The 21,485-nt window shown below is 69.1% G+C and carries 19 protein-coding genes and 4 tRNA genes; 19 read left to right on the forward strand and 4 right to left on the reverse strand.

Annotation, left to right across the window (positions count from 1 at the left end):
* The first annotated feature begins 247 nt into the window (after nucleotides 1-247).
* Together ACIO1C_RS18205 and ACIO1C_RS18210 are read left to right on the forward strand one after the other, a co-directional pair.
* Nucleotides 248-329 (forward strand) — tRNA-Tyr (locus tag ACIO1C_RS18205).
* A gap of 284 nt (nucleotides 330-613) precedes the next feature.
* Entirely contained in the window at nucleotides 614-1,846 is a 1,233-nt protein-coding gene (locus ACIO1C_RS18210; RefSeq protein WP_401864521.1) for an ATP-grasp domain-containing protein, read from the forward strand.
* 98 nt (nucleotides 1,847-1,944) lie between these two features.
* Here ACIO1C_RS18210 and ACIO1C_RS18215 read toward each other — a convergent pair whose 3' ends face one another.
* The gene (locus ACIO1C_RS18215) at nucleotides 1,945-2,607 is read right to left on the reverse strand and encodes an SDR family oxidoreductase (protein WP_401864524.1); all 663 of its coding nucleotides are present in this window, start codon (nucleotides 2,605-2,607) and stop codon (nucleotides 1,945-1,947) included.
* 102 nt (nucleotides 2,608-2,709) lie between these two features.
* Complete coding sequence (locus ACIO1C_RS18220) at nucleotides 2,710-4,209, reverse strand: hydrolase (protein WP_401864526.1); 1,500 nt, start codon at nucleotides 4,207-4,209, stop codon at nucleotides 2,710-2,712.
* A gap of 327 nt (nucleotides 4,210-4,536) precedes the next feature.
* Between ACIO1C_RS18220 and ACIO1C_RS18225 the strand changes: the two genes are divergently transcribed.
* The 8 genes from ACIO1C_RS18225 to ACIO1C_RS18260 all read left to right on the forward strand — a co-directional run bounded on the left by ACIO1C_RS18225 (nucleotide 4,537) and on the right by ACIO1C_RS18260 (nucleotide 9,369).
* A tRNA-Thr gene (locus ACIO1C_RS18225) sits at nucleotides 4,537-4,609 on the forward strand.
* Between the two features lie 47 nt (nucleotides 4,610-4,656).
* Nucleotides 4,657-4,729 (forward strand) — tRNA-Met (locus ACIO1C_RS18230).
* 96 nt (nucleotides 4,730-4,825) lie between these two features.
* On the forward strand, nucleotides 4,826-4,990 hold the full coding sequence (gene rpmG, locus ACIO1C_RS18235) for a 50S ribosomal protein L33 (protein WP_003956487.1): 165 nt from the start codon (nucleotides 4,826-4,828) through the stop codon (nucleotides 4,988-4,990).
* Between the two features lie 85 nt (nucleotides 4,991-5,075).
* The gene (locus tag ACIO1C_RS18240; RefSeq protein WP_401864529.1) at nucleotides 5,076-5,528 is read left to right on the forward strand and encodes a MaoC family dehydratase N-terminal domain-containing protein; all 453 of its coding nucleotides are present in this window, start codon (nucleotides 5,076-5,078) and stop codon (nucleotides 5,526-5,528) included.
* A 5-nt stretch (nucleotides 5,529-5,533) separates the two neighbouring features.
* The gene (locus ACIO1C_RS18245; RefSeq protein WP_401864532.1) at nucleotides 5,534-5,962 is read left to right on the forward strand and encodes a MaoC family dehydratase; all 429 of its coding nucleotides are present in this window, start codon (nucleotides 5,534-5,536) and stop codon (nucleotides 5,960-5,962) included.
* Between the two features lie 109 nt (nucleotides 5,963-6,071).
* Nucleotides 6,072-6,635: a TetR/AcrR family transcriptional regulator gene (locus tag ACIO1C_RS18250; RefSeq protein WP_401864535.1), complete on the forward strand. Its 564-nt coding sequence runs from the start codon at nucleotides 6,072-6,074 to the stop codon at nucleotides 6,633-6,635.
* Between the two features lie 109 nt (nucleotides 6,636-6,744).
* Complete coding sequence (locus ACIO1C_RS18255; protein WP_401864537.1) at nucleotides 6,745-8,193, forward strand: MFS transporter; 1,449 nt, start codon at nucleotides 6,745-6,747, stop codon at nucleotides 8,191-8,193.
* A gap of 120 nt (nucleotides 8,194-8,313) precedes the next feature.
* Nucleotides 8,314-9,369, forward strand: coding sequence for a UDP-N-acetylmuramate dehydrogenase (locus ACIO1C_RS18260; protein WP_401864539.1), 1,056 nt, complete (start codon nucleotides 8,314-8,316; stop codon nucleotides 9,367-9,369).
* Nucleotides 9,370-9,387: 18 nt separating this feature from the next.
* Here the strand turns inward: ACIO1C_RS18260 and ACIO1C_RS18265 are convergent, their stop codons facing one another.
* Together ACIO1C_RS18265 and ACIO1C_RS18270 are read right to left on the reverse strand one after the other, a co-directional pair.
* A complete protein-coding gene (locus tag ACIO1C_RS18265) occupies nucleotides 9,388-10,434 on the reverse strand; it encodes an adenosine deaminase (RefSeq protein WP_161309621.1) in 1,047 nt (348 codons plus the stop codon).
* A 188-nt stretch (nucleotides 10,435-10,622) separates the two neighbouring features.
* Complete coding sequence (locus tag ACIO1C_RS18270; protein ID WP_401864542.1) at nucleotides 10,623-11,858, reverse strand: pyridoxal phosphate-dependent aminotransferase; 1,236 nt, start codon at nucleotides 11,856-11,858, stop codon at nucleotides 10,623-10,625.
* Nucleotides 11,859-12,097: 239 nt separating this feature from the next.
* Between ACIO1C_RS18270 and ACIO1C_RS18275 the strand changes: the two genes are divergently transcribed.
* From ACIO1C_RS18275 to rpoB, 9 genes are all read left to right on the forward strand, one after another.
* Nucleotides 12,098-12,170 (forward strand) — tRNA-Trp (locus ACIO1C_RS18275).
* A gap of 119 nt (nucleotides 12,171-12,289) precedes the next feature.
* The gene (gene secE / locus ACIO1C_RS18280; protein ID WP_161309619.1) at nucleotides 12,290-12,577 is read left to right on the forward strand and encodes a preprotein translocase subunit SecE; all 288 of its coding nucleotides are present in this window, start codon (nucleotides 12,290-12,292) and stop codon (nucleotides 12,575-12,577) included.
* A gap of 71 nt (nucleotides 12,578-12,648) precedes the next feature.
* Nucleotides 12,649-13,605, forward strand: coding sequence for a transcription termination/antitermination protein NusG (nusG, locus tag ACIO1C_RS18285; RefSeq protein WP_401864543.1), 957 nt, complete (start codon nucleotides 12,649-12,651; stop codon nucleotides 13,603-13,605).
* A 190-nt stretch (nucleotides 13,606-13,795) separates the two neighbouring features.
* Nucleotides 13,796-14,230: a 50S ribosomal protein L11 gene (rplK, locus tag ACIO1C_RS18290; RefSeq protein WP_401864545.1), complete on the forward strand. Its 435-nt coding sequence runs from the start codon at nucleotides 13,796-13,798 to the stop codon at nucleotides 14,228-14,230.
* 80 nt (nucleotides 14,231-14,310) lie between these two features.
* Entirely contained in the window at nucleotides 14,311-15,033 is a 723-nt protein-coding gene (gene rplA / locus ACIO1C_RS18295) for a 50S ribosomal protein L1 (RefSeq protein WP_401864547.1), read from the forward strand.
* Nucleotides 15,034-15,207: 174 nt separating this feature from the next.
* A complete protein-coding gene (locus ACIO1C_RS18300; RefSeq protein WP_401864548.1) occupies nucleotides 15,208-16,077 on the forward strand; it encodes a DUF1396 domain-containing protein in 870 nt (289 codons plus the stop codon).
* A gap of 296 nt (nucleotides 16,078-16,373) precedes the next feature.
* Nucleotides 16,374-16,934, forward strand: a complete 561-nt coding sequence (rplJ, locus tag ACIO1C_RS18305; RefSeq protein ID WP_401864550.1) for a 50S ribosomal protein L10 — start codon at nucleotides 16,374-16,376, stop codon at nucleotides 16,932-16,934.
* Between the two features lie 84 nt (nucleotides 16,935-17,018).
* Complete coding sequence (gene rplL / locus ACIO1C_RS18310; protein ID WP_401864553.1) at nucleotides 17,019-17,402, forward strand: 50S ribosomal protein L7/L12; 384 nt, start codon at nucleotides 17,019-17,021, stop codon at nucleotides 17,400-17,402.
* Nucleotides 17,403-17,974: 572 nt separating this feature from the next.
* Nucleotides 17,975-21,457, forward strand: a complete 3,483-nt coding sequence (rpoB, locus tag ACIO1C_RS18315; RefSeq protein ID WP_401864556.1) for a DNA-directed RNA polymerase subunit beta — start codon at nucleotides 17,975-17,977, stop codon at nucleotides 21,455-21,457.
* The last annotated feature ends 28 nt before the right edge of the window (nucleotides 21,458-21,485 follow it).

The following is a 21,485-nucleotide window of genomic DNA, read 5'->3' on the forward strand; positions in this document are numbered from 1 at the left end:
TGGCTCCTTCGATCGGGTGCGATGAGGGTACGGACCGGGTGCGCGTCCGCCGCGAACCGGGCGCCGGTCAGGCGTCCGACGCACGACCGGCAGCGCCCGACCGCTGCCGTAAAGCCTAGTCACCCGCACCCGCCCCCAGCGCTGATCAATCCTGTGGCGGAGCACCCCCGGGCATCGGGTATCGTTTACGTCGTCGCCAAGGGACACCAGCAACAACGGTCCTCCCGAGGCGACAGCACCATCCCATGGCGGTGTGCCCGAGTGGCCAATGGGAGCGGACTGTAAATCCGCCGGCTTAGCCTTCCCAGGTTCGAATCCTGGCGCCGCCACACTGAACGGCCCCTGTTCCGCGGAGACGCGGGGCGGGGGCCGTTGTCGTGCGCGGCCGATCGGCGGCGGATCGGCCGCCGATCGGGCATGACGCACGTGAAATCTCATCGTCATCGTTTCGGGCTACGATCCGCTCACACATGATCGGGAATGGTCGGGCGGCCTTGGTTCTCCAGGCCTTCGGCGGGCTTCGCCTGCGCGGTTCGCCGCCGCCTCGGCGGGTGCGCTCTGATGACGAAGGAGCTTCGCGATAGCACTACGGATATGGCTCAGCAGCGCAGGGGTGGCCACGACCCAGGTGATGCGAATGCTGCGCGACAACCCGGACGCCGTTGACGTCCGTATCTACGGGACCAATGTCGACCGGGACGCCCCCGCGCTCTCGGCCTGCGACGTGGGCGAGGTCGAGCCCCGCCATGTCAGCGACGACAACTACGCCGACTTCGCCCTCGACTTCTGCCGGCGGCACGGGATAGACGTCCTCATCCCTCCCCGGCGCCTGGCCGCGCTCGCCGGGCTGACCGACGTCTTCGCCCGGAGCGGTACGAACCTGATGTGTTCACCGCCCGCCGCGATCGACGCGCTGACCAGCAAGAGCCGTGCGTACGAGGAGGCCGGGGCCGCCGGCATCCCCGTACCGCCCTGGCGGGTCGCCTCCGACGCCGCGAGCTTCCGGGAAGCGGTGGAGGAACTCTCGGCCACCGGGGAGAGAGTCTGCGTCAAACCCGCCGGTGAGTACTCGGCGTTCGGGTTCCGCATCCTGGACGACCGGCCCCTGCGCCTCAAGGACCTGCTGGCCGCGCCCGCACCGCTGGCCTCCGTGGACGCGGTGGCCCACGCCTTGCGGCGGGCCGCGGACGAGGGGGAGACCGTTCCCGAACTCCTCGTCATGCCCTTCCTCGACGGGCCCGAAGTGAGTGTCGACTGCCTGTCCGCCCCCGGCGGCACCATGCTCGCCGGCGTCGCGAGGTCCAAGCAGGGCCGCTACCGGTACCTGCTCGACGACCCCGCCCCGACCGCGATCGCACGCCGCCTCGTCGGCCACTTCAAGCTCGCGTACCTCTCCAACGTTCAACTGCGCCAGCGGAACGGGGAACCGGTGCTGCTGGAGGCCAACCCCAGGGCGTCGGCGGGAATCTTCCAGACGGCGTTCACCGGGGTGAACCTGCCCTGGTCAGCCGTACGACTCCTGCTCCACGGCGACGCGGGCCCGCTCCCGGCCCCACGGCTGGGCGGCCGGCTCGCGATCACCGAAACCGCCACGGAAGTCCAGAGCGCCCCCTCCCACGGCCTTCCCGCGAACGGCCTTCCCGCGCACGTACTTCCCCCGCACGGCCACCCTGCGCCCGGACTCCCCACGCACGGCGTCCCCGCGCACGGCGTCCCCGCGCCGCGCATCAGCCCGGAAACGGAAGCCGAGCTGCTGCTCGGCGAAGCGACGGCGACGGCAACAGCCGCAGTCGCAGTCGCAGTCGCGACTACGGTCACGGCAACAGCCGCAGTGGCGGCAGGCTGAGCGCGGGCCCCCCGGGCATACGGGACGGCCCCTGAACGGCGGAGAACGCCGTTCAGGGGCCGTCCCGTACGTGGGCTGTGGGTCGTACGGGACGGCCGCTACCCCTTCGCGGCGGCCACCGCCGCGACCGCGTCCTTCACCGGGGTCGTACCCCCGATCAGTTGCAGCGTCAGGCCCGCCGTCCCCGGCGTCTCCAGCAGCTCCGCCAGGACCGCCGCCACGTCGTCGCGCTGGACCGGCCCGCGGCCCGTCCGGTCCGCCAGGTTGACCAGACCCGTCCCGCCCTCGTTCTTCAGCGCGCCCGGGCGCACGATCGTCCAGTCGAGACCGGTCCTGGACTGTACGTACTCGTCGGCCTCGCCCTTGGCCCGCAGGTAGACGTCGAAGACCTCGTCGCCCTCGTGGCGGGCGTCCGCGCCGATCGACGAGACGACGATGTAGCGCCGCACACCGGCCCGTTCGGCCGCGTCCGCGAAGAGGATCGCGCCGCCCTTGTCGACCGTCTCCTTGCGCTGCCGGTTGCCGTCCCCGCCGCCTCCCGCCGCGAAGACGACCGCGTCGGCGCCCTTGAGTACCGCGGCGACCTCCTCGACCGTGGTCGACTCCATGTCCAGGATCACGGGTTCGGCGCCCGCCGCCCGCAGATCCTCGGCCTGCTCCGGTTTGCGGATGATGCCCGCAACGTCGTGTGATCGCCCGGCGAGCAGCCGCTCCAGCCGTAGCGCGATCTGACCATGTCCTCCGGCGATGACAATTCGCATGCTCCCGACCGTACGTCGGCCGCGCCCGTCCCGCCCACGGACAGGGCCGGTCGGATCACCGGCCGGCGGGGACACGCAGGGCGACCGGCACGCCGTCCGGGCTCACGGACGCGCGTCCGGGCCCCCCTGGCGCGGCAGTTCGAGCGCGACGGCCGCCTCGGAGTCGCAGTACTCCCGTACCGCACTCGTACGGGCCACCACCCGCCCCCGGTGAACGACGATCCTGCTGTACGCGAGGGACAGCACGCCCGCGATCCCGTCGCCCCGTACCGCCAGCAGCTCCGCCGGGAACCCGGCCTCCACCCGCACCTCGGGCAGCCCCATCGCCGCCCGCGCCACCGTGCTCACGCTGTCGTACGCGTCCTCCGCCGCCAGCCCGCCCCGGGAGGCCAGCAGGTACGCCGCCTCCAGCGGATCCCCGCGCCCGACCGGATTGGCCACGTCCCGCAGGGCGCCGCTGCCGGCCGCCACCCGCACCCCGGCGGCCCGCAGCAGCCGGACGGGCGCGACACCCCGTGGATCCGCACCGCCGGCCCCGATGCCTCCGTACGGCGTACCGCCGGTCCCGATGCTTCCGTACGGTGTCCCGCCCCATCCTGCGTTCTCGTACGGTGTCCCGCTCGACCCGGCGTTCCCGTACGGCGTCCCGCCCGGCCCCACGCTCCCGTACGGCGTCCCCGCCCGCCGCGTGCCCCCGCACTCCACCCACCCCTGCCCCACGCCCCCGCACGCCCCCTGTGGCAGGCAGACGACCGTCACCCCGGCCGCCGCCAGCTGGTCGGCCGCCCGGCCCGCCACCTCCGCCGGCAGCAGGCTCAGCCCCGCGCACGGCCCGAGCGTCACTCCGGGCCGCAGCCCGCCCGCCATCGCCGCGAGCCGGGCCAGCCGGGCCGGATCGGCGCCGTCCGTGTGCAGGTCCACCGGGCAGCCGTGCTCGGCGGCGACCTCCAGCACCGCCTCCACGTACCCCGCCGGGTCCGGATCGAGGTCGGGGCAGCCGCCCACCACCCCCGCGCCCATCTTCACCGCGTCCCGCAGCATCGCCAGGCCGTCGGCGCCCGCCACGCCCGTGAGCAGCCGCGGTACGGCGACGGCGGTCACCTCGACCAGCCCCCGCAGCGAACGCCGCGCCTGGAGCAGCGCCTCCAGACGCCCCAGACCCTGCGCGTCCCCGATGCGTACATGCGAACGGAGAGCCGTCGCGCCGTGCCCGAGCTGGAGGAGAGCGGCCTCGGTGGCCCGCCGCCGCACGTCCTCGGGGGCGTACGAAGGTGAACACGACGGGGAGACGGCAGCCGGGGAGTCCACCGCGCCCACCCTGTCCCCGGTGTCCACGACCTCCGCCGTCAGCGCCGTGTCGCTGTGGGCGTGCGGCTCGGCCGGGGCGGGCAGCAGCAGGTGGCCGGACAGGTCCACCCGCGCGCCGTGGGCGGTGAGGCTGCCCGCCGTACCCACGGCCTCGATCAGGCCGCCGCCCAGCCGCACGTCGACGATCCGGCCGTCGGAGAGCCGCGCACCGCAGAGGAGGAGCCCGGCGCTGGCGGCCCCGGCCCGGTCGGACGGCTGCGACGGGGGCTGCGGCTGCGGGTGGCTGTCGGGCATCGCACTCCTGGAGGGATCACCACGGGCGGAGGGAGACGAAAGGGGGTCCAGATCTGTGATTGATGTCTCCGCCGGGGTCCGGTCACCCGATGCCGCCGACCCGTACGAAGACCAGGTGGAGGACCGGGCGGAGGACCAGGCGGAGGACCAAGATCCGCAGAGTGGACCGAGCCTAGGTGCGCCCCGGCCAGGCTTCGCGGAGGAGCGAAATAGTCGTACCGGCGAGGCCACCAGTGGCCTACGGGGCACAGGGGACCAGGGGCTCGGAAGGGGCCGCGAAACGGATTTGGGCGATCGGCGAGGGACCGTGTAATGTCTTCATCGCTCGCCCCAATAGCTCAGTCGGTAGAGCGTCTCCATGGTAAGGAGAAGGTCTACGGTTCGATTCCGTATTGGGGCTCAGGTGTTCGGTGATCCTCGCCCTCGGGCGAGGGGATCCGACATCGAAGCGGTGTAGCTCAGACGGTAGAGCAAGCGGCTCATAATCGCTGTGTCACCGGTTCAAGTCCGGTCACCGCTACACAAAGTAGCCGATTGTGGGGTCGGTCCTTCGATCGGCTACTCTTTTCTGCGTTCATCTTTTCATCCGTAAACCGTCCGTCCAAGGAGCACTCACGTGGCTGCCACCGACGTCCGCCCGAAGATCACGCTGGCCTGCGTGGAGTGCAAGGAGCGGAACTACATCACCAAGAAGAACCGGCGTAACAACCCGGACCGACTTGAGATGAAGAAGCATTGCCCGCGCTGCAACTCGCACACCGCGCACCGCGAAACGCGCTGAAACAGGCTCGTATGCGAGGCCGTCCCCTCTGGGGGCGGCCTCGTGTCGTTTGTAGTGGTCACATTCATCAGGAGGGAGCGAGTCCATGGCGCTCGATCAGTCCTTCGTGGGGCGGAGCTATCCGCCCACCGAGCCTTACGAGGTCGGCCGCGAGAAGATCCGTGAGTTCGCCGAGGCGGTGGGGGACACCAATCCGGCGTACACCGATCCCGAGGCGGCCAAGGAACTCGGGCACACCGACGTGATCGCCCCGCCGACCTTTGTGTTCGCCATCACCTTCAAGGCGGCCGGGGACGTCATCGCCGATCCTCAGCTGGGGCTGGACTACAGCCGCGTGGTGCACGGGGACCAGAAGTTCGCGTACTCCCGGCCCGTCCGCGCGGGGGACCGGCTGACCGTCACGTCGACCATCGAGGCGATCAAGTCCCTCGCGGGCAACGACATCATCGACGTCCGCGGCGAGGTGCACGACGAGGCCGGCGAACACGTCGTGACCGCGTGGACCAAGCTGGTGGCGCGCGCCGCCGAAGGGGCGTGAGGCGGATGGCCGCGAAGATCGGTTACGACGAGGTCGAGGTCGGTACGGAGCTGCCGGCCGGGAGCTTCCCCCTCACGCGGGCGACGCTGGTGCGGTACGCGGGCGCCTCCGGGGACTTCAACCCGATCCACTGGAACGAGAAGTTCGCCAAGGAGGTCGGGCTGCCGGACGTCATCGCGCACGGCATGTTCACGATGGCCGAGGCGGTCCGTGTGGTGACCGACTGGGTGGGCGACCCGGGAGCCGTCGTCGAGTACGGCGTGCGCTTCACGAAGCCCGTGGTGGTGCCCAACGACGACAAGGGCGCGCTGGTCGAGGTGAGCGCCAAGATCGGCGCCAAGCTGGACGACAACCGGGTCCGGGTCGACCTGACGGCCATGAGCGCCGGTCAGAAGGTGCTGGGGATGTCCCGCGCCGTTGTGCGCCTGGCCTGAAGGCCCGCACGAGCGTCACGGAAGGGGGCGCCCGCTGGTGCGGGCGCCCCCTCCGGTCTGTCCGGCCCTGGGGTTGACAAGGTTAGTTATCCATCAATAACTTAGTCGCATGGTCAGGATGAGCGCAGAGGAACGGCGGGAGAGCGTGATCCGCGCCGCGGTCACCGAGTTCTCCCGCAGCGGCTACCACGGCACCTCCACCGAGACGATCGCCCGCCGCGTCGGCGTCTCGCAGCCGTACCTCTTCCGGCTCTTCCCGAACAAGCAGGCCATCTTCCTCGCGGCGGCGGAGCGCTGCCTGGCCGACACCACCCGGCTCTTCGGGCAGGCGTCCGAGGGGCTGAGCGGCGAGGCCGCCCTGCACGCCATGGGGGCCGCGTACGTGGAACTCATCGCCGGGGACCCGGAAATGCTGCTCATGCAGATGCAGATGTACGTGACGGTCGCGGCCGCCGAGGCCGCGGGCGACCACTCCTTCGGTGAGCCGCTCCGGGCCGGCTGGACGAGGCTGTACGACTCGATCCACGGGACGCTCGGCGGCGACGAGGCCGGCACCAAGGACTTCCTGGCGCACGGCATGCTCATCAACACGCTCGTCTCGCTGGGCTTCCCTTCGGACCACCGGCTCTGGGTGGGCGTCAAGGACGACCCTCCGGCCTTTTCCGGGGAGTGAGCCGCCCGGCAGGGGATCAGGGGGTCTTCCCTTGTCCATAAAAGTTAGTGATCAATAACTAATCAACCAACGATCAATCAGCGAACGCCCAATCAGCAGGGGGAAAGAAATGACCCAGCCAGCAGCCAACCCGCCCCAAGCACTCGGCCCCCGGGCCGTCTGGGCCCTCATCATCACCGGCGTCGCCGGCTTCATGGCGGCCCTCGACAACCTCGTCGTCACCACCGCCCTCCCGTCCATCCGCGCGGACCTCGGCGGCGCGTTGGAGGACCTGGAGTGGACGGTGAACGCGTACACGCTCACCTTCGCCGTCCTCCTGATGTTCGGCGCGGCCCTCGGTGACCGCTTCGGCCGCAGGAAGCTCTTCCTCATAGGCCTCACGATCTTCACCGGCGCCTCCGCCGCCGCGGCCCTCGCCCCCGGCATCGACGCGCTGATCGCGGCCCGTGCCGTCCAGGGCGTCGGCGCGGCGATCATGATGCCGCTCACCCTCACCCTGCTCACCGCCGCCGTCCCGGCGGAACGGCGCGGCGCGGCCCTCGGCATCTTCGGCGCCCTCACCGGCCTCGCCGTCGCCAGCGGTCCCCTCATCGGCGGCACCCTCACCGAGCACCTCTCCTGGCAGTGGATCTTCTGGCTGAACGTCCCGATCGGCCTCGCCCTGCTGCCGCTCGCCCGGCTGCGCCTCCAGGAGTCCCACGCCCCCGGCGCCCGCCTCGACATCCCCGGCACGCTCCTCATCAGCGGCGGACTCTTCGGCCTCGTCTACGCCCTGGTCAACGCCAACGCCGACGGCTGGACCAGCTCCACCGTCCTCATCGGCCTGTTCGCGGGCTCCGCGCTGCTGGTGGCCTTCGTCCTCCACGGCATCCGCCGGCCGGACGCGATGCTTCCGATGCGACTGTTCAAGGACCGTGCCTTCTCGGGCATCAACGCCGCGAGCCTTCTGATGTTCCTCGGCATGTTCGGCTCGATCTTCCTGCTCAGCCAGTTCCTCCAGAGCGTCGTCGGCTACTCGCCCACCGAGGCCGGCCTGCGCATGCTCCCGTGGACCGGTATGCCGCTGCTGGTCGCGCCGTTCGCCGGAATTCTTTCCGACCGCATCGGCGGCCGGCCCGTCGTCGTCGCGGGACTCGCCCTCCAGGCCGTGGGCCTGGGCTGGTTCGCGACGGTCATCGCCCCTGACGTGTCGTACGGGGCCCAGCTGCCCGGTCTCATCCTCAGCGGCATCGGCATGGGCCTGTACTTCGCGCCCGCCGCCAGCCTGGTCATGTCCAGCGTCCGCCCGGCGGAACAGGGCATCGCCTCCGGCGCCAACAACGCCCTGCGCGAGGTGGGCGGAGCGCTCGGCATCGCGATACTCGGCGCGGTCTTCGCCGCACAGGGTGGGTACGAGAGCCCGCAGAGCTTCGCCGACGGTACGGTGCCCGCCCTGTGGATGGGCGCGGGTGTGGTGGCCCTGGGAGCCCTGTGCGCGTTCCTCATCCCGTCCCGCCACGCGCAGCGGGCCGGCGGCCCGCAGGACACGAAGGGCGAGCGCGAGCCGGCGACGGTCTGAACAAGTCCGGACAACACCCCGGCGTACGGTCCGTCGGCAGCCGCTCACCGGCCGCCGACGGACCGTACTCGTGTCCCGCCATGCAATCCCGCCATGCAATCCCGCCCGTACTCTTGTCCCGTGCAGGAACTCCACGACGCGCCCCTCGCCCCCCTGACCACCTTCCGCCTCGGCGGCCCCGCAGGCCGCCTCCTCACGGCCACCACCGACGCCGAGGTCATCGACGCCGTACGAGCGGCGGACGAGGAAGGCACCCCCCTCCTGATCATCGGCGGCGGCAGCAACCTGGTCATCGGCGACAAGGGCTTCGACGGCACCGCCCTGCGCATCGCGACCACCGGCTTCCACCTCGACGGCACCACCCTCGAACTGGCCGCCGGCGAGGTCTGGACCGACGCCGTCGCCCGTACCGTCGAAGCCGGCCTCGCCGGGATCGAATGCCTCGCCGGGATCCCCGGATCGGCCGGCGCCACCCCGATCCAGAACGTCGGCGCGTACGGCCAGGAGGTCTCCAATACCCTCACGGAGGTCGTCGCCTACGACCGCGCCGCCCGCGAGACCGTCACCCTCACCAAGGAAGACTGCGCCTTCTCGTACCGCCACAGCCGCTTCAAGGAGGACCCGGCGCGCTACGTCGTCCTCCGCGTCCGCTTCGCCCTGGAGGACGCGGGCGGCCTCTCCGCCCCGCTCAAGTACGCCGAGACGGCCCGCGCCCTCGGCGTCGAGGCGGGCGAGCGCGTGCCCGCCGCCCTCGCGCGCGACACCGTCCTCAAGCTCCGGGCCGGCAAGGGCATGGTGCTGGACCCCGAGGACCACGACACCTGGTCGGCGGGGTCCTTCTTCACCAACCCGATCCTCACCGAGCAGGCGTACGGGGACTTCCTCAGCCTCGCCAGGGCCCGCCTCGGCGACGACGTGACCCCGCCCGCCTTCCCGGCGGGGGAGGGCCTCAGGAAGACCTCGGCGGCCTGGCTGATCGACAAGGCCGGGTTCACCAAGGGGTACGGCACGGGCCCGGCCCGTATCTCCACCAAGCACACCCTCGCCCTCACCAACCGCGGCGGGGCGACCACCGAGGACCTGCTCGCCCTCGCGCGCGAGGTGGTGGCCGGGGTACGGGACGCCTTCGGCGTCACGCTCGTCAACGAACCGGTGACGGTGGGCGTCAGCCTGTAGCGCCCCGCCGAGGCCGCGTCAGCTCGCCAGCCAGCTGTCGATCCCCGCCAGCAGCTTGTCCTGCGTCGGCGCGTCCGCCGCCGACCCCCGTACCGACTGCCGGGCCAGCTCGGCCAGTTCGGTGTCGTCAAAGCCGTTGTGTTCGCGCGCCAGTTCGTACTGCGCCGCCAGCCGTGACCCGAACAGCAGCGGATCGTCCGCGCCCAGCGCCATCGGCACCCCCGCGTCGAACAGGGTCCGCAGCGGTACGTCCTCCGGCTTCTCGTACACGCCCAGCGCCACGTTCGAGGCCGGGCACACCTCGCAGGTCACCCCGCGGTCCGCGAGCCTGCGCAGCAGCCTGGGGTCCTCCGCGGCCCGTACGCCGTGCCCGATCCTGGCCGCCCGCAGGTCGTCCAGGCAGTCCCGTACGGACGCCGGGCCCGTCAGCTCGCCGCCGTGCGGCGCGGCCAGCAGGCCGCCTTCCCTGGCGATCGCGAACGCCCGGTCGAAGTCTCTGGCCAGCCCGCGCCGCTCGTCGTTGGACAGCCCGAAGCCGACCACGCCCCGGTCCGCGTACCGCACCGCGAGCCGCGCCAGCGTCCTGGCCTCCAGGGGGTGTTTCATACGGTTCGCCGCCACCAGCACCCGCATGCCGAGCCCGGTGTCCCGGGAGGCGGTGTCCACGGCGTCCAGGATGATCTCCATGGCCGGGATCAGCCCGCCGAGCAGGGGGGCGTACGAGGTGGGGTCGACCTGGATCTCCAGCCAGCCGGAGCCGTCCCGCACGTCCTCCTCGGCCGCCTCGCGGACCAGCCGCTGGATGTCCTCGGCGGTACGGAGGCAGGAGCGGGCGATGTCGTACAGGCGCTGGAAGCGGAACCAGCCGCGCTCGTCGGTGGCCCGCAGCTTCGGCGGTTCACCGCCGGTCAGCGCGTCGGGGAGGTGGACGCCGTACTTGTCGGCGAGTTCGAGCAGGGTCGTGGGCCGCATCGACCCGGTGAAGTGCAGGTGCAGATGGGCCTTGGGCAGCAGCGTCAGGTCGCGCGGTCGGGTGGTGCTCTCCATTCGAAGATCCTGCTGCATGTAGGCACCCCCGGACAGCCCTTTTCCCCCTACGAGTTCTTGCCCGAATGTCTGCGCGAATCAAACGGGCGCGGCAGGTGGACGGAAAAGGACGGAAAAACGGCCCCCGGCCGGGGCCGGGGGCCGATCTCCACGCTCACGGACCGCGCGGGCTGTGACACAAAACTCAGTCCCGGCAGCCGCCAGGCTCAGTCCCTGGCCTCCGCCAGCAGCTTCTGGATCCGGGCCACGCCCTCCGCCAGGTCCTGGTCGCCGAGCGCGTACGACAGCCGCAGGTAGCCCGGCGTACCGAACGCCTCACCCGGTACGACCGCGACCTCGGCCTCGTCGAGGATCAGCGCGGCCAGCTCGACGGAGGACGCCGGGCGGACGCCGCGGATCTCCTTGCCCAGCAGGCCCTTCACCGACGGGTACACGTAGAACGCGCCCTCGGGCTCCGGGCAGACGACACCCTCGATCTCGTTCAGCAGCCGCACGATCGTCCGGCGCCGCCGGTCGAAGGCGTCCCGCATCTCGGCGACCGCCGTGAGGTCGCCGGTGAGGGCGGCGATCGCGGCGACCTGCGCGACGTTCGACACGTTGGACGTGGCGTGCGACTGGAGGTTCGTCGCCGCCTTCACGACGTCCTTGGGGCCCACGAGCCACCCCACCCGCCAGCCGGTCATCGCGTAGGTCTTGGCGACCCCGTTGACGACGAGGCACTTGTCCCGCAGCTCCGGCACGACGGCCGGGAGCGAGGTGAACGTGGTGTCTCCGTAGACGAGGTGCTCGTAGATCTCGTCGGTCAGCACCCACAGCCCGTGCTCCAGGGCCCAGCGGCCGACGGCCTCGGTGTCCTCGCGGCTGTAGACGGCACCGGTCGGGTTGGACGGCGAGACGAAGAGCACCACCTTCGTACGCTCCGTACGGGCCGCCTCCAACTGCTCGACGGTGACGCGGTAGCCCGTCGTCTCGTCGGCGACGACGTCCACCGGGACCCCGCCGGCGAGGCGGATCGACTCGGGGTACGTCGTCCAGTACGGCGCCGGGACGACGACCTCGTCGCCCGGGTCCAGGATGGCCGCGAAGGCCTCGTAGATCGCCTGCTTGCCGCCGTTGGTGACCAGGATCTGGGCGGGGTCCACCTCGTAATCGGAGTCGCGGAGCGTCTTCGCGGCGATGGCGGCCTTGAGCTCGGGAAGCCCCCCGGCCGGCGTGTAGCGGTGGTACTTGGGGTTGCGGCACGCCTCCACCGCGGCCTCGACGATGTAGTCGGGCGTCGGGAAGTCGGGCTCGCCGGCACCGAAGCCGATCACCGGGCGGCCGGCGGCCTTGAGGGCCTTGGCCTTGGCATCGACGGCGAGGGTCGCGGACTCGGAGATCGCGCCGATACGCGCGGAGACCCGGCGCTCGGTCGGCATCGTCGGGGGGATAGCTGCGCTCATGCCTCCCATGGTCCCAGACACGAAACCTCGTGGGCACACAGGTTTCGTAAGCTGGACATATAAGGAGTTGAGCAGCGGACATGCGGTGGACGCCGCGGGCCGGCGAAGGAAGCCGGGCTTAGCTGTTCGACGTCGGGCCCCCGACCACGTACACTCACTGGTCGTTGGCCCTCATCAGCCACGTCCGGACGGCGCACTCAACGCGTCCGGCCGGATGCGGTAGGTTGGGGCAAGCGCAAAGGGTCGTAGCTCAATTGGTAGAGCACTGGTCTCCAAAACCAGCGGTTGGGGGTTCAAGTCCCTCCGGCCCTGCTACACGCACACTGTCTTCAATAATGGCGTGCGTTTCAGGTAAGTACATTCGATCTATGCATCGCCGTGCGGCTCCTCCGGGCGCGGCACGGCCACGACCCGGAATCAGGTGAGTGAGCGTGACGGACGCCGTGGGCTCCATCGACAAGCCTGATGCCGACGATGAAGAGTCCGCAGAGTCGAAGAAGCCCCGTAAGGGCGGTAAGCGCGGCAAGAAGGGCCCTCTGGGCCGTCTCGCGCTCTTCTACCGCCAGATCGTCGCCGAGCTGCGCAAGGTCGTCTGGCCGACTCGCAACCAGCTGACGACGTACACCACAGTGGTGATTGTCTTCGTTGTCATCATGATCGGTCTGGTGACCGTGATTGACTACGGCTTCAACCAAGCAATCAAGTACGTCTTCGGCTGATCCCGCGAGGGCGCCCGACGCGGCGCCCCTTTCGCGTGTTTCACCCATTGAGCCAGGAAGAAGCAGCCACAGTGTCTGACCCGAACCTGAACGACGCCCGGGAGTCGGTGGAGTCCGTGGAGGACGAGACCGGCATCGTCGAGGCGGCGGACGCTGTCGAGCCAGACCAGGCCGAAGCCGCTGACGAGGCGGCCGGTGAGCCGGCCGAAGAGGCCGCGCTGCGGGTCGAGGACGAAGAAGCCGAAGAGGCGGCCGAGGCCGCAGCCGAGAGCGACGACGTCGAGACCGAGGACGCTGAGGACTCCGAAGACGAGGCTTCCGAGGACGCCGAGGCTTCCGAGGACTCCGACGACGCGTCCGAGGACGCCGAGACCGACGACGAGGACGCGCCCACCGAGGCCGTCGCCGCCGTCGACCCCGTCGAGGCCCTCCGCGAGGAACTGCGCGGCCTGCCCGGCGAGTGGTACGTGATCCACACCTACGCGGGCTACGAGAAGCGTGTGAAGGCGAACCTGGAACAGCGCGCCGTCTCGCTGAACGTCGAGGAGTTCATCTACCAGGCCGAGGTCCCCGAGGAAGAGATCGTCCAGATCAAGAACGGCGAGCGGAAGAACGTTCGCCAGAACAAGCTCCCGGGTTACGTCCTGGTGCGCATGGATCTGACGAACGAGTCCTGGGGCGTCGTACGGAACACTCCTGGCGTGACCGGCTTCGTGGGCAACGCCTACGACCCGTACCCCCTGACGCTGGACGAGATCGTGAAGATGCTCGCGCCGGAGGCCGAGGAGAAGGCGGCCCGTGAGGCAGCCGAGGCCGAGGGCAAGCCGGCGCCGTCCCGCAAGGTCGAGGTCCAGGTGCTGGACTTCGAGGTCGGCGACTCCGTCACCGTCACGGACGGCCCCTTCGCGACCCTCCAGGCCACGATCAACGAGATCAACGCCGACTCGAAGAAGGTCAAGGGTCTGGTCGAGATCTTCGGCCGCGAGACCCCCGTCGAGTTGAGCTTCGACCAGATCCAGAAGAACTGAGCCCACCCGCTCACCGAGCACACCCGCTCGCTTCTGGAACAGCCGCTTCCGACAGGTCAGACAGGCTCCGACAGCTGTCTGACCTGTCGGTTTTGGCCGCGCAGCTATACCCGTTATCGTTGTGCGGTATGCCTCCGTCCGGATGACTGGACGGATGGCCGAGAACTCTCACTAGGACCCGGAGAGAGCAATGCCTCCCAAGAAGAAGAAGATCACGGGGCTCATCAAGCTCCAGATCAACGCCGGCGCGGCCAACCCGGCTCCGCCGGTCGGCCCCGCGCTGGGCCAGCACGGCGTCAACATCATGGAGTTCTGCAAGGCCTACAACGTCGCGACCGAGTCGCAGCGTGGCATGGTCGTGCCGGTGGAGATCACGGTCTACGACGACCGTTCCTTCACCTTCATCACCAAGACTCCGCCGGCCGCCAAGCTGATCCTCAAGGCCGCGGGCGTGGACAAGGGCTCCGGCGAGCCGCACGTCAAGAAGGTCGCGAAGCTGACGCGCGACCAGGTGCGCGACATCGCCACGACGAAGATGCCCGACCTGAACGCCAACGACCTCGACGCCGCCGAGAAGATCATCGCCGGTACCGCCCGTTCCATGGGCATCACGGTCGAGCGCTGACCCAGCCGGGCAGCCCCAGTGGCAGGACCATGCGCGGTCCGGACCACGAACTCCACATCTGAAGAAACACAGGAGCAGAAGTGAAGCGCAGCAAGGCTCTCCGCAGCGCGGACGCCAAGATCGACCGGGAGCGCAACTACGCCCCGCTCGAGGCCGTCCGCCTTGCCAAGGACACCACCGCCACCAAGTTCGACGGCACCGTCGAGGTGGCCATGCGGCTGGGCGTAGACCCCCGCAAGGCCGACCAGATGGTCCGTGGCACCGTGAACCTCCCGCACGGCACCGGCAAGACCGCCCGGGTCCTGGTCTTCGCGACCGGTGACCGTGCAGAGCAGGCGCGCGCCGCGGGCGCCGACATCGTCGGCTCCGACGAACTCATCGACGAGGTCGCGAAGGGCCGTCTGGACTTCGACGCCGTTGTCGCGACGCCGGACCTCATGGGCAAGGTCGGCCGCCTCGGCCGCGTCCTCGGCCCGCGTGGTCTGATGCCGAACCCGAAGACCGGAACGGTCACCCCCGATGTCACGAAGGCCGTGAACGACATCAAGGGCGGCAAGATCGAGTTCCGCGTCGACAAGCACTCGAACCTGCACTTCATCATCGGCAAGACGTCGTTCGACGAGACGAAGCTGGTCGAGAACTACGCCGCGGCGCTGGACGAGATCCTTCGTCTGAAGCCGTCCGCCGCGAAGGGCCGCTACATCAAGAAGGCGACCCTCGCGACGACGATGGGCCCCGGCATCCCGCTGGACGCCAACCGCACCCGCAACCTCCTCGTCGAGGAGGACCCGGCGTCCGTCTGACCTCGACGGCGCACGGGTCGCGCGGAGCACGCGCGTACGTGATCGAAGGCCGGTCCCCACATCTCTCCGGAGGCGTGGGGGCCGGCTTTTTTCACGCGCCTCTGTCAGTGGCGGCGGATACGGTTCGGTCGTACGGAAGTTGGCAGAGATCCGGTGTTCGCCCGTGGGGGGCCCATGAAGATGACGTACCGCAAAGCCGCCGGTATGGCGCTGGCAGGAGCACTGCTGTGCGGCTCTGCGGCCTGTACGGCCGACGGCGGCGAGCCGGCGGGCAGGGCCGGCTCAAAGCCGTTGAAGGTGACACCGGTGGCCGCGATCGAGCGGGCTGTCACCAACAGCGAGAAGGTGACCTCCCTGGGTTACGTGATGGACGGCGAGATCCCCGGCCAGGGGGCCCTCAGGGTCGTCGCCGCGCTGACCGTCGAGCCGCCGGCCCTGGAGACGAAGATGACGATCGACATCGACGGCAAGCCGTCGGAGTTCGACATGCGGATCCTCCCGGACGGGATGTACATGAAGGGGGGCGGGAAAGCCGCCGCTGACCTGGACGGAAGGAGCTGGGTCAAGTTCCCCCTGGGTGCCGCCGCCAAGGGCGAGGACAATCCGCTCGGAGCGCTGTCCGGCCAGGCGGACCGCAATCCCGCCGAGGAGTCGGCCTCGCTCACCGCGGCGAAGGACCTCAAGGAAGTCGGGCCGGAGACCGTGGACGGGGCCGCCACGAAGCACTACACCGGCACGGTGACCCTGGACGCCATGCGGGCGAGCCTTACCGGCAGGGACGCGGCGGCCAAGGCACGGCAGGGGAAATCCCTCGACGAGTACGAGGACATGGGCATCGAGCGTATGACGATGGACCTGTGGATCGACCCGAAGGCCGACCGCACCAAGCAGTTCCGGATGCGGGGGGCCGGCAAGCAGGGCCCGCTCGACCTCACGGTCACGTTCACCCACTACAACAAGCCGCTGACGATCACGGCCCCGCCGGCCGCGCGGACGATGGATTTCGCCGACGTGCTCGCGGGGAAGGCCGGCGCGAGCGGCTGAGGGGGTCCTCCGCGCCCGGGCGGGGGCCGGGCCGTCAGGAGCGGGGGCGATTTGCCTGCCGTGCTCCCGCTCGCGTAGTCTTCCGAAGAAGCCAAAGACCGCTGGTCGTTGTCGTGTACTCATACGAGTGTGCGGCGGCCGAAGGATCCGCTAGCTGCGGACGACCTGCGCAGGTGACTGTGGACAGTTCCCGGATTCCATTCGGTTGAGCTACGCCCTGGCGCCTGCGCCGGGGCGTTTCGTTTTGCGAAGCCCCTTCTGAGCGGTCCTCATCACCCGGAAGGAGGCCGACGCTCATGGCAAGGCCCGACAAGGCTGCCGCGGTGGCCGAGCTGACGGACAAGTTCCGCAGCTCGAACGCCGCCGTGCTGACCGAGTACCGGGGTCTCACCGTGGCGCAGCTCAAGGAGCTGCGTCGTTCCCTCGGTGAGAACGCCCAGTACTCCGTGGTGAAGAACACGCTGACCAAGATCGCGGCCAACGAGGCCGGGATCAACACGCTGGACGACCTGTTCGCAGGTCCGACGGCGGTTGCCTTCGTCACCGGTGACCCGGTGGAGTCGGCGAAGGGTCTTCGTGACTTCGCCAAGGACAACCCGAATCTCATCATCAAGGGCGGTGTCCTTGACGGTAAGGCGCTGTCCGCCGATGAGTTCAAGAAGCTTGCGGACCTCGAGTCCCGCGAGGTTCTGCTCGCCAAGCTGGCGGGTGCCATGAAGGCCAAGCAGTCGCAGGCTGCCGCGCTCTTCCAGGCGCTTCCGTCGAAGTTCGTCCGCACCGCGGAAGCGCTTCGTGCCCAGAAGGAAGAGCAGGACGGTGCCGGTACGCCGGCCCCCGTCGAGGCCGACTCCGAGTAATCAGGCTCGGTCGGTCACAGCGGGCCGGTTCGCCCGCGGAACTTGTACACACGGCACCAGCCGAATTAGTGGAAGGACGCCATCATGGCGAAGCTGTCGCAGGAAGAGCTGCTTGAGCAGTTCGAGAACCTGACCCTCTTGGAGCTCTCCGGGTTCGTCAAGGCCTTCGAAGAGAAGTTCGACGTCACGGCCGCCGCGCCGGTCGCCGCCGCTGCCGCCGGTGGCGTCGCCGCCGCCGCGCCGGTGGAAGAGGAGCAGGACGAGTTCGACGTCATCCTCACGGGTGCCGGCGAGAAGAAGATCCAGGTCATCAAGGTCGTGCGTGAGCTGACCTCGCTCGGCCTCAAGGAAGCCAAGGACCTCGTGGACGGCGCCCCGAAGCCCGTCCTGGAGAAGGTTTCCAAGGAGCAGGCCGACAAGGCCGCCGAGTCCCTCAAGGCCGCCGGCGCGGGCGTCGAGGTCAAGTAACTCCTCGCGAGTCCTCCACCGGGCGCCTGCGGGCGTACGGGAGCGGTCTCGGCGCCGCGAGGCGCAGCGTTGACGCGTAGGGCGATCACCCATCCGGGTGGTCGCCCTTCCGCGTTCACGGGGGGATGCTGTGCCGTTCGGCTTCCGGCGAGTATCGTGATCATCGCCGTGCCCTCCGTACGACGGTGACGATCCGCAGGGAGCGGGGGGCCTTGACGAACCGCACGCAGCGCGCAATTCTCAGGACGCGTCGTCACAATCGATCCGGATCCGAGGCATGGATCGACGGCGAAGAGGGCAGTATCGATGTGCGCCTACGGCGCGAAGCTTGCCGCAGTAGAGACAAGGTGTTGAGAACAACGAGGGTCTCCAAAAACCCGCTCTGGACATCAGTGTGCCAAGTGGCTACACTGACCCTTTGCGCTGCCTGTTAGCTGCTCCCTGCCCGTCACCAGGGGCACCCCCTCGCACGGACATCGTGATCGACGGCCCGGAACTGGGCTTTCTGTCCTGATGTCCCGCTTGGGACCGGTACGCGCGTAGTGAGTCCGAGCCCTCGGAAGGACCCCCTCTTGGCCGCCTCGCGCAACGCCTCGACCACGAATATGAACAACGGCGCCAGCACCGCCCCGCTGCGCATCTCCTTTGCAAAGATCAAGGAGCCTCTCGAGGTTCCGAACCTCCTCGCGCTGCAGACCGAGAGCTTTGACTGGCTCCTCGGTAACGCCGCCTGGAAGGCTCGTGTCGAGACGGCTCTCGAGAACGGACAGGACGTCCCCAGGAAGTCAGGTCTGGAGGAGATCTTCGAGGAGATCTCTCCGATCGAGGACTTCTCCGGGTCGATGTCGCTGACCTTCCGCGACCACCGCTTCGAGCCGCCCAAGAACTCGATCGACGAGTGCAAGGAGCGCGACTTCACGTACGCGGCCCCGCTCTTCGTCACGGCCGAGTTCACCAACAACGAGACCGGCGAGATCAAGTCCCAGACGGTCTTCATGGGCGATTTCCCGCTCATGACCAACAAGGGCACCTTCGTCATCAACGGCACCGAGCGTGTCGTGGTGTCCCAGCTGGTGCGCTCGCCGGGTGTCTACTTCGACTCCAACATCGACAAGACGTCCGACAAGGACATCTTCTCTTCCAAGATCATCCCGTCCCGGGGTGCCTGGCTGGAGATGGAGATCGACAAGCGCGACATGGTCGGTGTCCGCATCGACCGCAAGCGCAAGCAGTCCGTGACCGTCCTGCTCAAGGCTCTCGGTTGGACGACCGAGCAGATCCTGGAGGAGTTCGGCGAGTACGAGTCGATGCGCGCCACCCTGGAGAAGGACCACACCCAGGGCCAGGACGACGCGCTGCTCGACATCTACCGCAAGCTGCGCCCGGGCGAGCCCCCCACACGTGAGGCCGCCCAGACGCTGCTGGAGAACCTCTACTTCAACCCGAAGCGCTACGACCTCGCGAAGGTCGGCCGCTACAAGGTGAACAAGAAGCTCGGCGCGGAAGAGCCGCTGGACGCGGGCGTCCTCACGACCGACGACATCATCGCCACCATCAAGTACCTGGTGAAGCTCCACGCGGGCGAGACCGAGACGGTCGGCGAGAGCGGCACCACGATCGTCGTCGAGACCGACGACATCGACCACTTCGGCAACCGCCGTCTGCGCAACGTCGGCGAGCTCATCCAGAACCAGGTCCGTACGGGTCTGGCGAGGATGGAGCGCGTCGTGCGCGAGCGCATGACGACCCAGGACGTCGAGGCGATCACGCCGCAGACCCTGATCAACATCCGGCCGGTCGTCGCCTCCATCAAGGAGTTCTTCGGCACCAGCCAGCTGTCCCAGTTCATGGACCAGAACAACCCGCTGTCGGGTCTGACCCACAAGCGCCGCCTGTCGGCGCTGGGCCCCGGTGGTCTGTCCCGTGAGCGGGCCGGCTTCGAGGTCCGTGACGTGCACCCGTCGCACTACGGGCGTATGTGTCCGATCGAGACCCCGGAAGGCCCGAACATCGGCCTGATCGGCTCGCTCGCCTCGTACGGCCGGGTCAACGCGTTCGGGTTCGTCGAGACCCCGTACCGCAAGGTCGTCGACGGTGTTGTCACCGACGACGTCGACTACCTGACCGCCGACGAAGAGGACCGCTTCGTCATCGCCCAGGCCAACGCGACGCTGTCCGAGGAGATGCGGTTCACCGAGCCGCGCGTCCTCGTCCGCCGTCGTGGCGGCGAGGTCGACTACATCCCCGGCGACGACGTCGACTACATGGACGTCTCGCCGCGCCAGATGGTGTCGGTCGCGACCGCGATGATCCCGTTCCTGGAGCACGACGACGCCAACCGTGCCCTCATGGGCGCGAACATGATGCGCCAGGCCGTGCCCCTGATCACGTCGGAGGCGCCGCTCGTCGGCACCGGCATGGAGTACCGCTGCGCGGTGGACGCCGGTGACGTCGTCAAGGCGGAGAAGGAGGGTGTGGTCCAGGAGGTATCCGCGGACTACATCACCGTCGCCAACGACGACGGCACGTACACCACGTACCGCATCGCCAAGTTCTCCCGCTCCAACCAGGGCACCTCGGTCAACCAGAAGGTTGTCGTCAACGAGGGCGACCGGGTCGTCGCGGAGCAGGTCCTGGCCGACGGGCCCGCCACCCAGATGGGTGAGATGGCGCTCGGCAAGAACCTCCTCGTGGCGTTCATGCCGTGGGAGGGCCACAACTACGAAGACGCGATCATCCTCAGCCAGCGGCTGGTCCAGGACGACGTCCTCTCCTCGATCCACATCGAGGAGCACGAGGTCGACGCCCGGGACACCAAGCTGGGCCCCGAGGAGATCACCCGGGACATCCCGAACGTCTCCGAAGAGGTCCTCGCGGACCTCGACGAGCGCGGCATCATCCGTATCGGTGCCGAGGTCGTCGCCGGGGACATCCTGGTCGGCAAGGTCACGCCCAAGGGCGAGACCGAGCTCACCCCGGAAGAGCGTCTGCTCCGCGCGATCTTCGGTGAGAAGGCGCGTGAGGTGCGCGACACCTCGCTGAAGGTGCCGCACGGCGAGGTCGGCAAGATCATCGGCGTGCGTGTCTTCGACCGCGAGGAGGGCGACGAACTGCCGCCCGGCGTGAACCAGCTGGTTCGGGTGTACGTCGCGCAGAAGCGCAAGATCACCGATGGTGACAAGCTCGCAGGACGGCACGGCAACAAGGGCGTCATCTCCAAGATCCTGCCGATCGAGGACATGCCGTTCCTGGAGGACGGCACCCCGGTCGACATCATCCTCAACCCGCTGGGTGTCCCGTCCCGGATGAACCCGGGACAGGTCCTCGAGATCCACCTCGGCTGGCTCGCCAGTCAGGGATGGAAGGTCGAGGGCAGCGAGGAGTGGATGGAGCGGCTCAAGGTCATCGGCGCCGACGACGTCGCCGCCGGCACCAACGTCGCCACACCGGTCTTCGACGGTGCCCGCGAGGACGAGATCTCCGGTCTCTTCGAGGCCACGATCCCGAACCGCGACGGCAACCGGATGGTGCAGCCGTCCGGCAAGGCGAACATGTTCGACGGCCGCTCCGGCGAGCCGTTCCCGGAGCCGATCTCGGTCGGCTACATGTACATCCTCAAGCTCCACCACCTGGTCGACGACAAGCTGCACGCCCGGTCGACCGGTCCGTACTCGATGATCACCCAGCAGCCGCTGGGTGGTAAGGCCCAGTTCGGTGGTCAGCGCTTCGGTGAGATGGAGGTGTGGGCGCTGGAGGCTTACGGCGCCGCTTACGCCCTCCAGGAGCTGCTGACGATCAAGTCCGACGACGTGACCGGCCGCGTGAAGGTCTACGAGGCCATCGTCAAGGGCGAGAACATCCCCGAGCCCGGCATCCCCGAGTCCTTCAAGGTGCTCATCAAGGAGATGCAGTCGCTCTGCCTCAACGTGGAGGTGCTGTCCTCGGACGGCATGTCCATCGAGATGCGCGACACGGACGAGGACGTCTTCCGCGCGGCGGAGGAGCTCGGTATCGACCTGTCCCGGCGAGAGCCGAGCAGCGTCGAAGAGGTCTGACGGGTTGTCCGGCCGCCCCCGTCTCGGG

This window comes from Streptomyces sp. NPDC087420 (assembly GCF_044744165.1).
GTDB lineage: Bacteria > Actinomycetota > Actinomycetes > Streptomycetales > Streptomycetaceae > Streptomyces.

What these genes read in the sequence shown, in the direction of transcription:
- ACIO1C_RS18215 (WP_401864524.1), bottom strand. Translation starts at nt 2,607, where the DNA reads ATGCGAATTGTCATCGCCGGAGGACATGGTCAGATCGCGCTACGGCTG.
- ACIO1C_RS18270 (WP_401864542.1), bottom strand. Translation starts at nt 11,858, where the DNA reads ATGAGCGCAGCTATCCCCCCGACGATGCCGACCGAGCGCCGGGTCTCC.
- ACIO1C_RS18250 (WP_401864535.1), top strand. Translation starts at nt 6,072, where the DNA reads ATGGTCAGGATGAGCGCAGAGGAACGGCGGGAGAGCGTGATCCGCGCC.
- ACIO1C_RS18245 (WP_401864532.1), top strand. Translation starts at nt 5,534, where the DNA reads ATGGCCGCGAAGATCGGTTACGACGAGGTCGAGGTCGGTACGGAGCTG.
- ACIO1C_RS18220 (WP_401864526.1), bottom strand. Translation starts at nt 4,209, where the DNA reads ATGCCCGACAGCCACCCGCAGCCGCAGCCCCCGTCGCAGCCGTCCGAC.
- rplJ (WP_401864550.1), top strand. Translation starts at nt 16,374, where the DNA reads ATGGCAAGGCCCGACAAGGCTGCCGCGGTGGCCGAGCTGACGGACAAG.
- rplK (WP_401864545.1), top strand. Translation starts at nt 13,796, where the DNA reads ATGCCTCCCAAGAAGAAGAAGATCACGGGGCTCATCAAGCTCCAGATC.
- ACIO1C_RS18265 (WP_161309621.1), bottom strand. Translation starts at nt 10,434, where the DNA reads ATGCAGCAGGATCTTCGAATGGAGAGCACCACCCGACCGCGCGACCTG.
- ACIO1C_RS18255 (WP_401864537.1), top strand. Translation starts at nt 6,745, where the DNA reads ATGACCCAGCCAGCAGCCAACCCGCCCCAAGCACTCGGCCCCCGGGCC.
- rplL (WP_401864553.1), top strand. Translation starts at nt 17,019, where the DNA reads ATGGCGAAGCTGTCGCAGGAAGAGCTGCTTGAGCAGTTCGAGAACCTG.
- ACIO1C_RS18300 (WP_401864548.1), top strand. Translation starts at nt 15,208, where the DNA reads ATGAAGATGACGTACCGCAAAGCCGCCGGTATGGCGCTGGCAGGAGCA.
- ACIO1C_RS18240 (WP_401864529.1), top strand. Translation starts at nt 5,076, where the DNA reads ATGGCGCTCGATCAGTCCTTCGTGGGGCGGAGCTATCCGCCCACCGAG.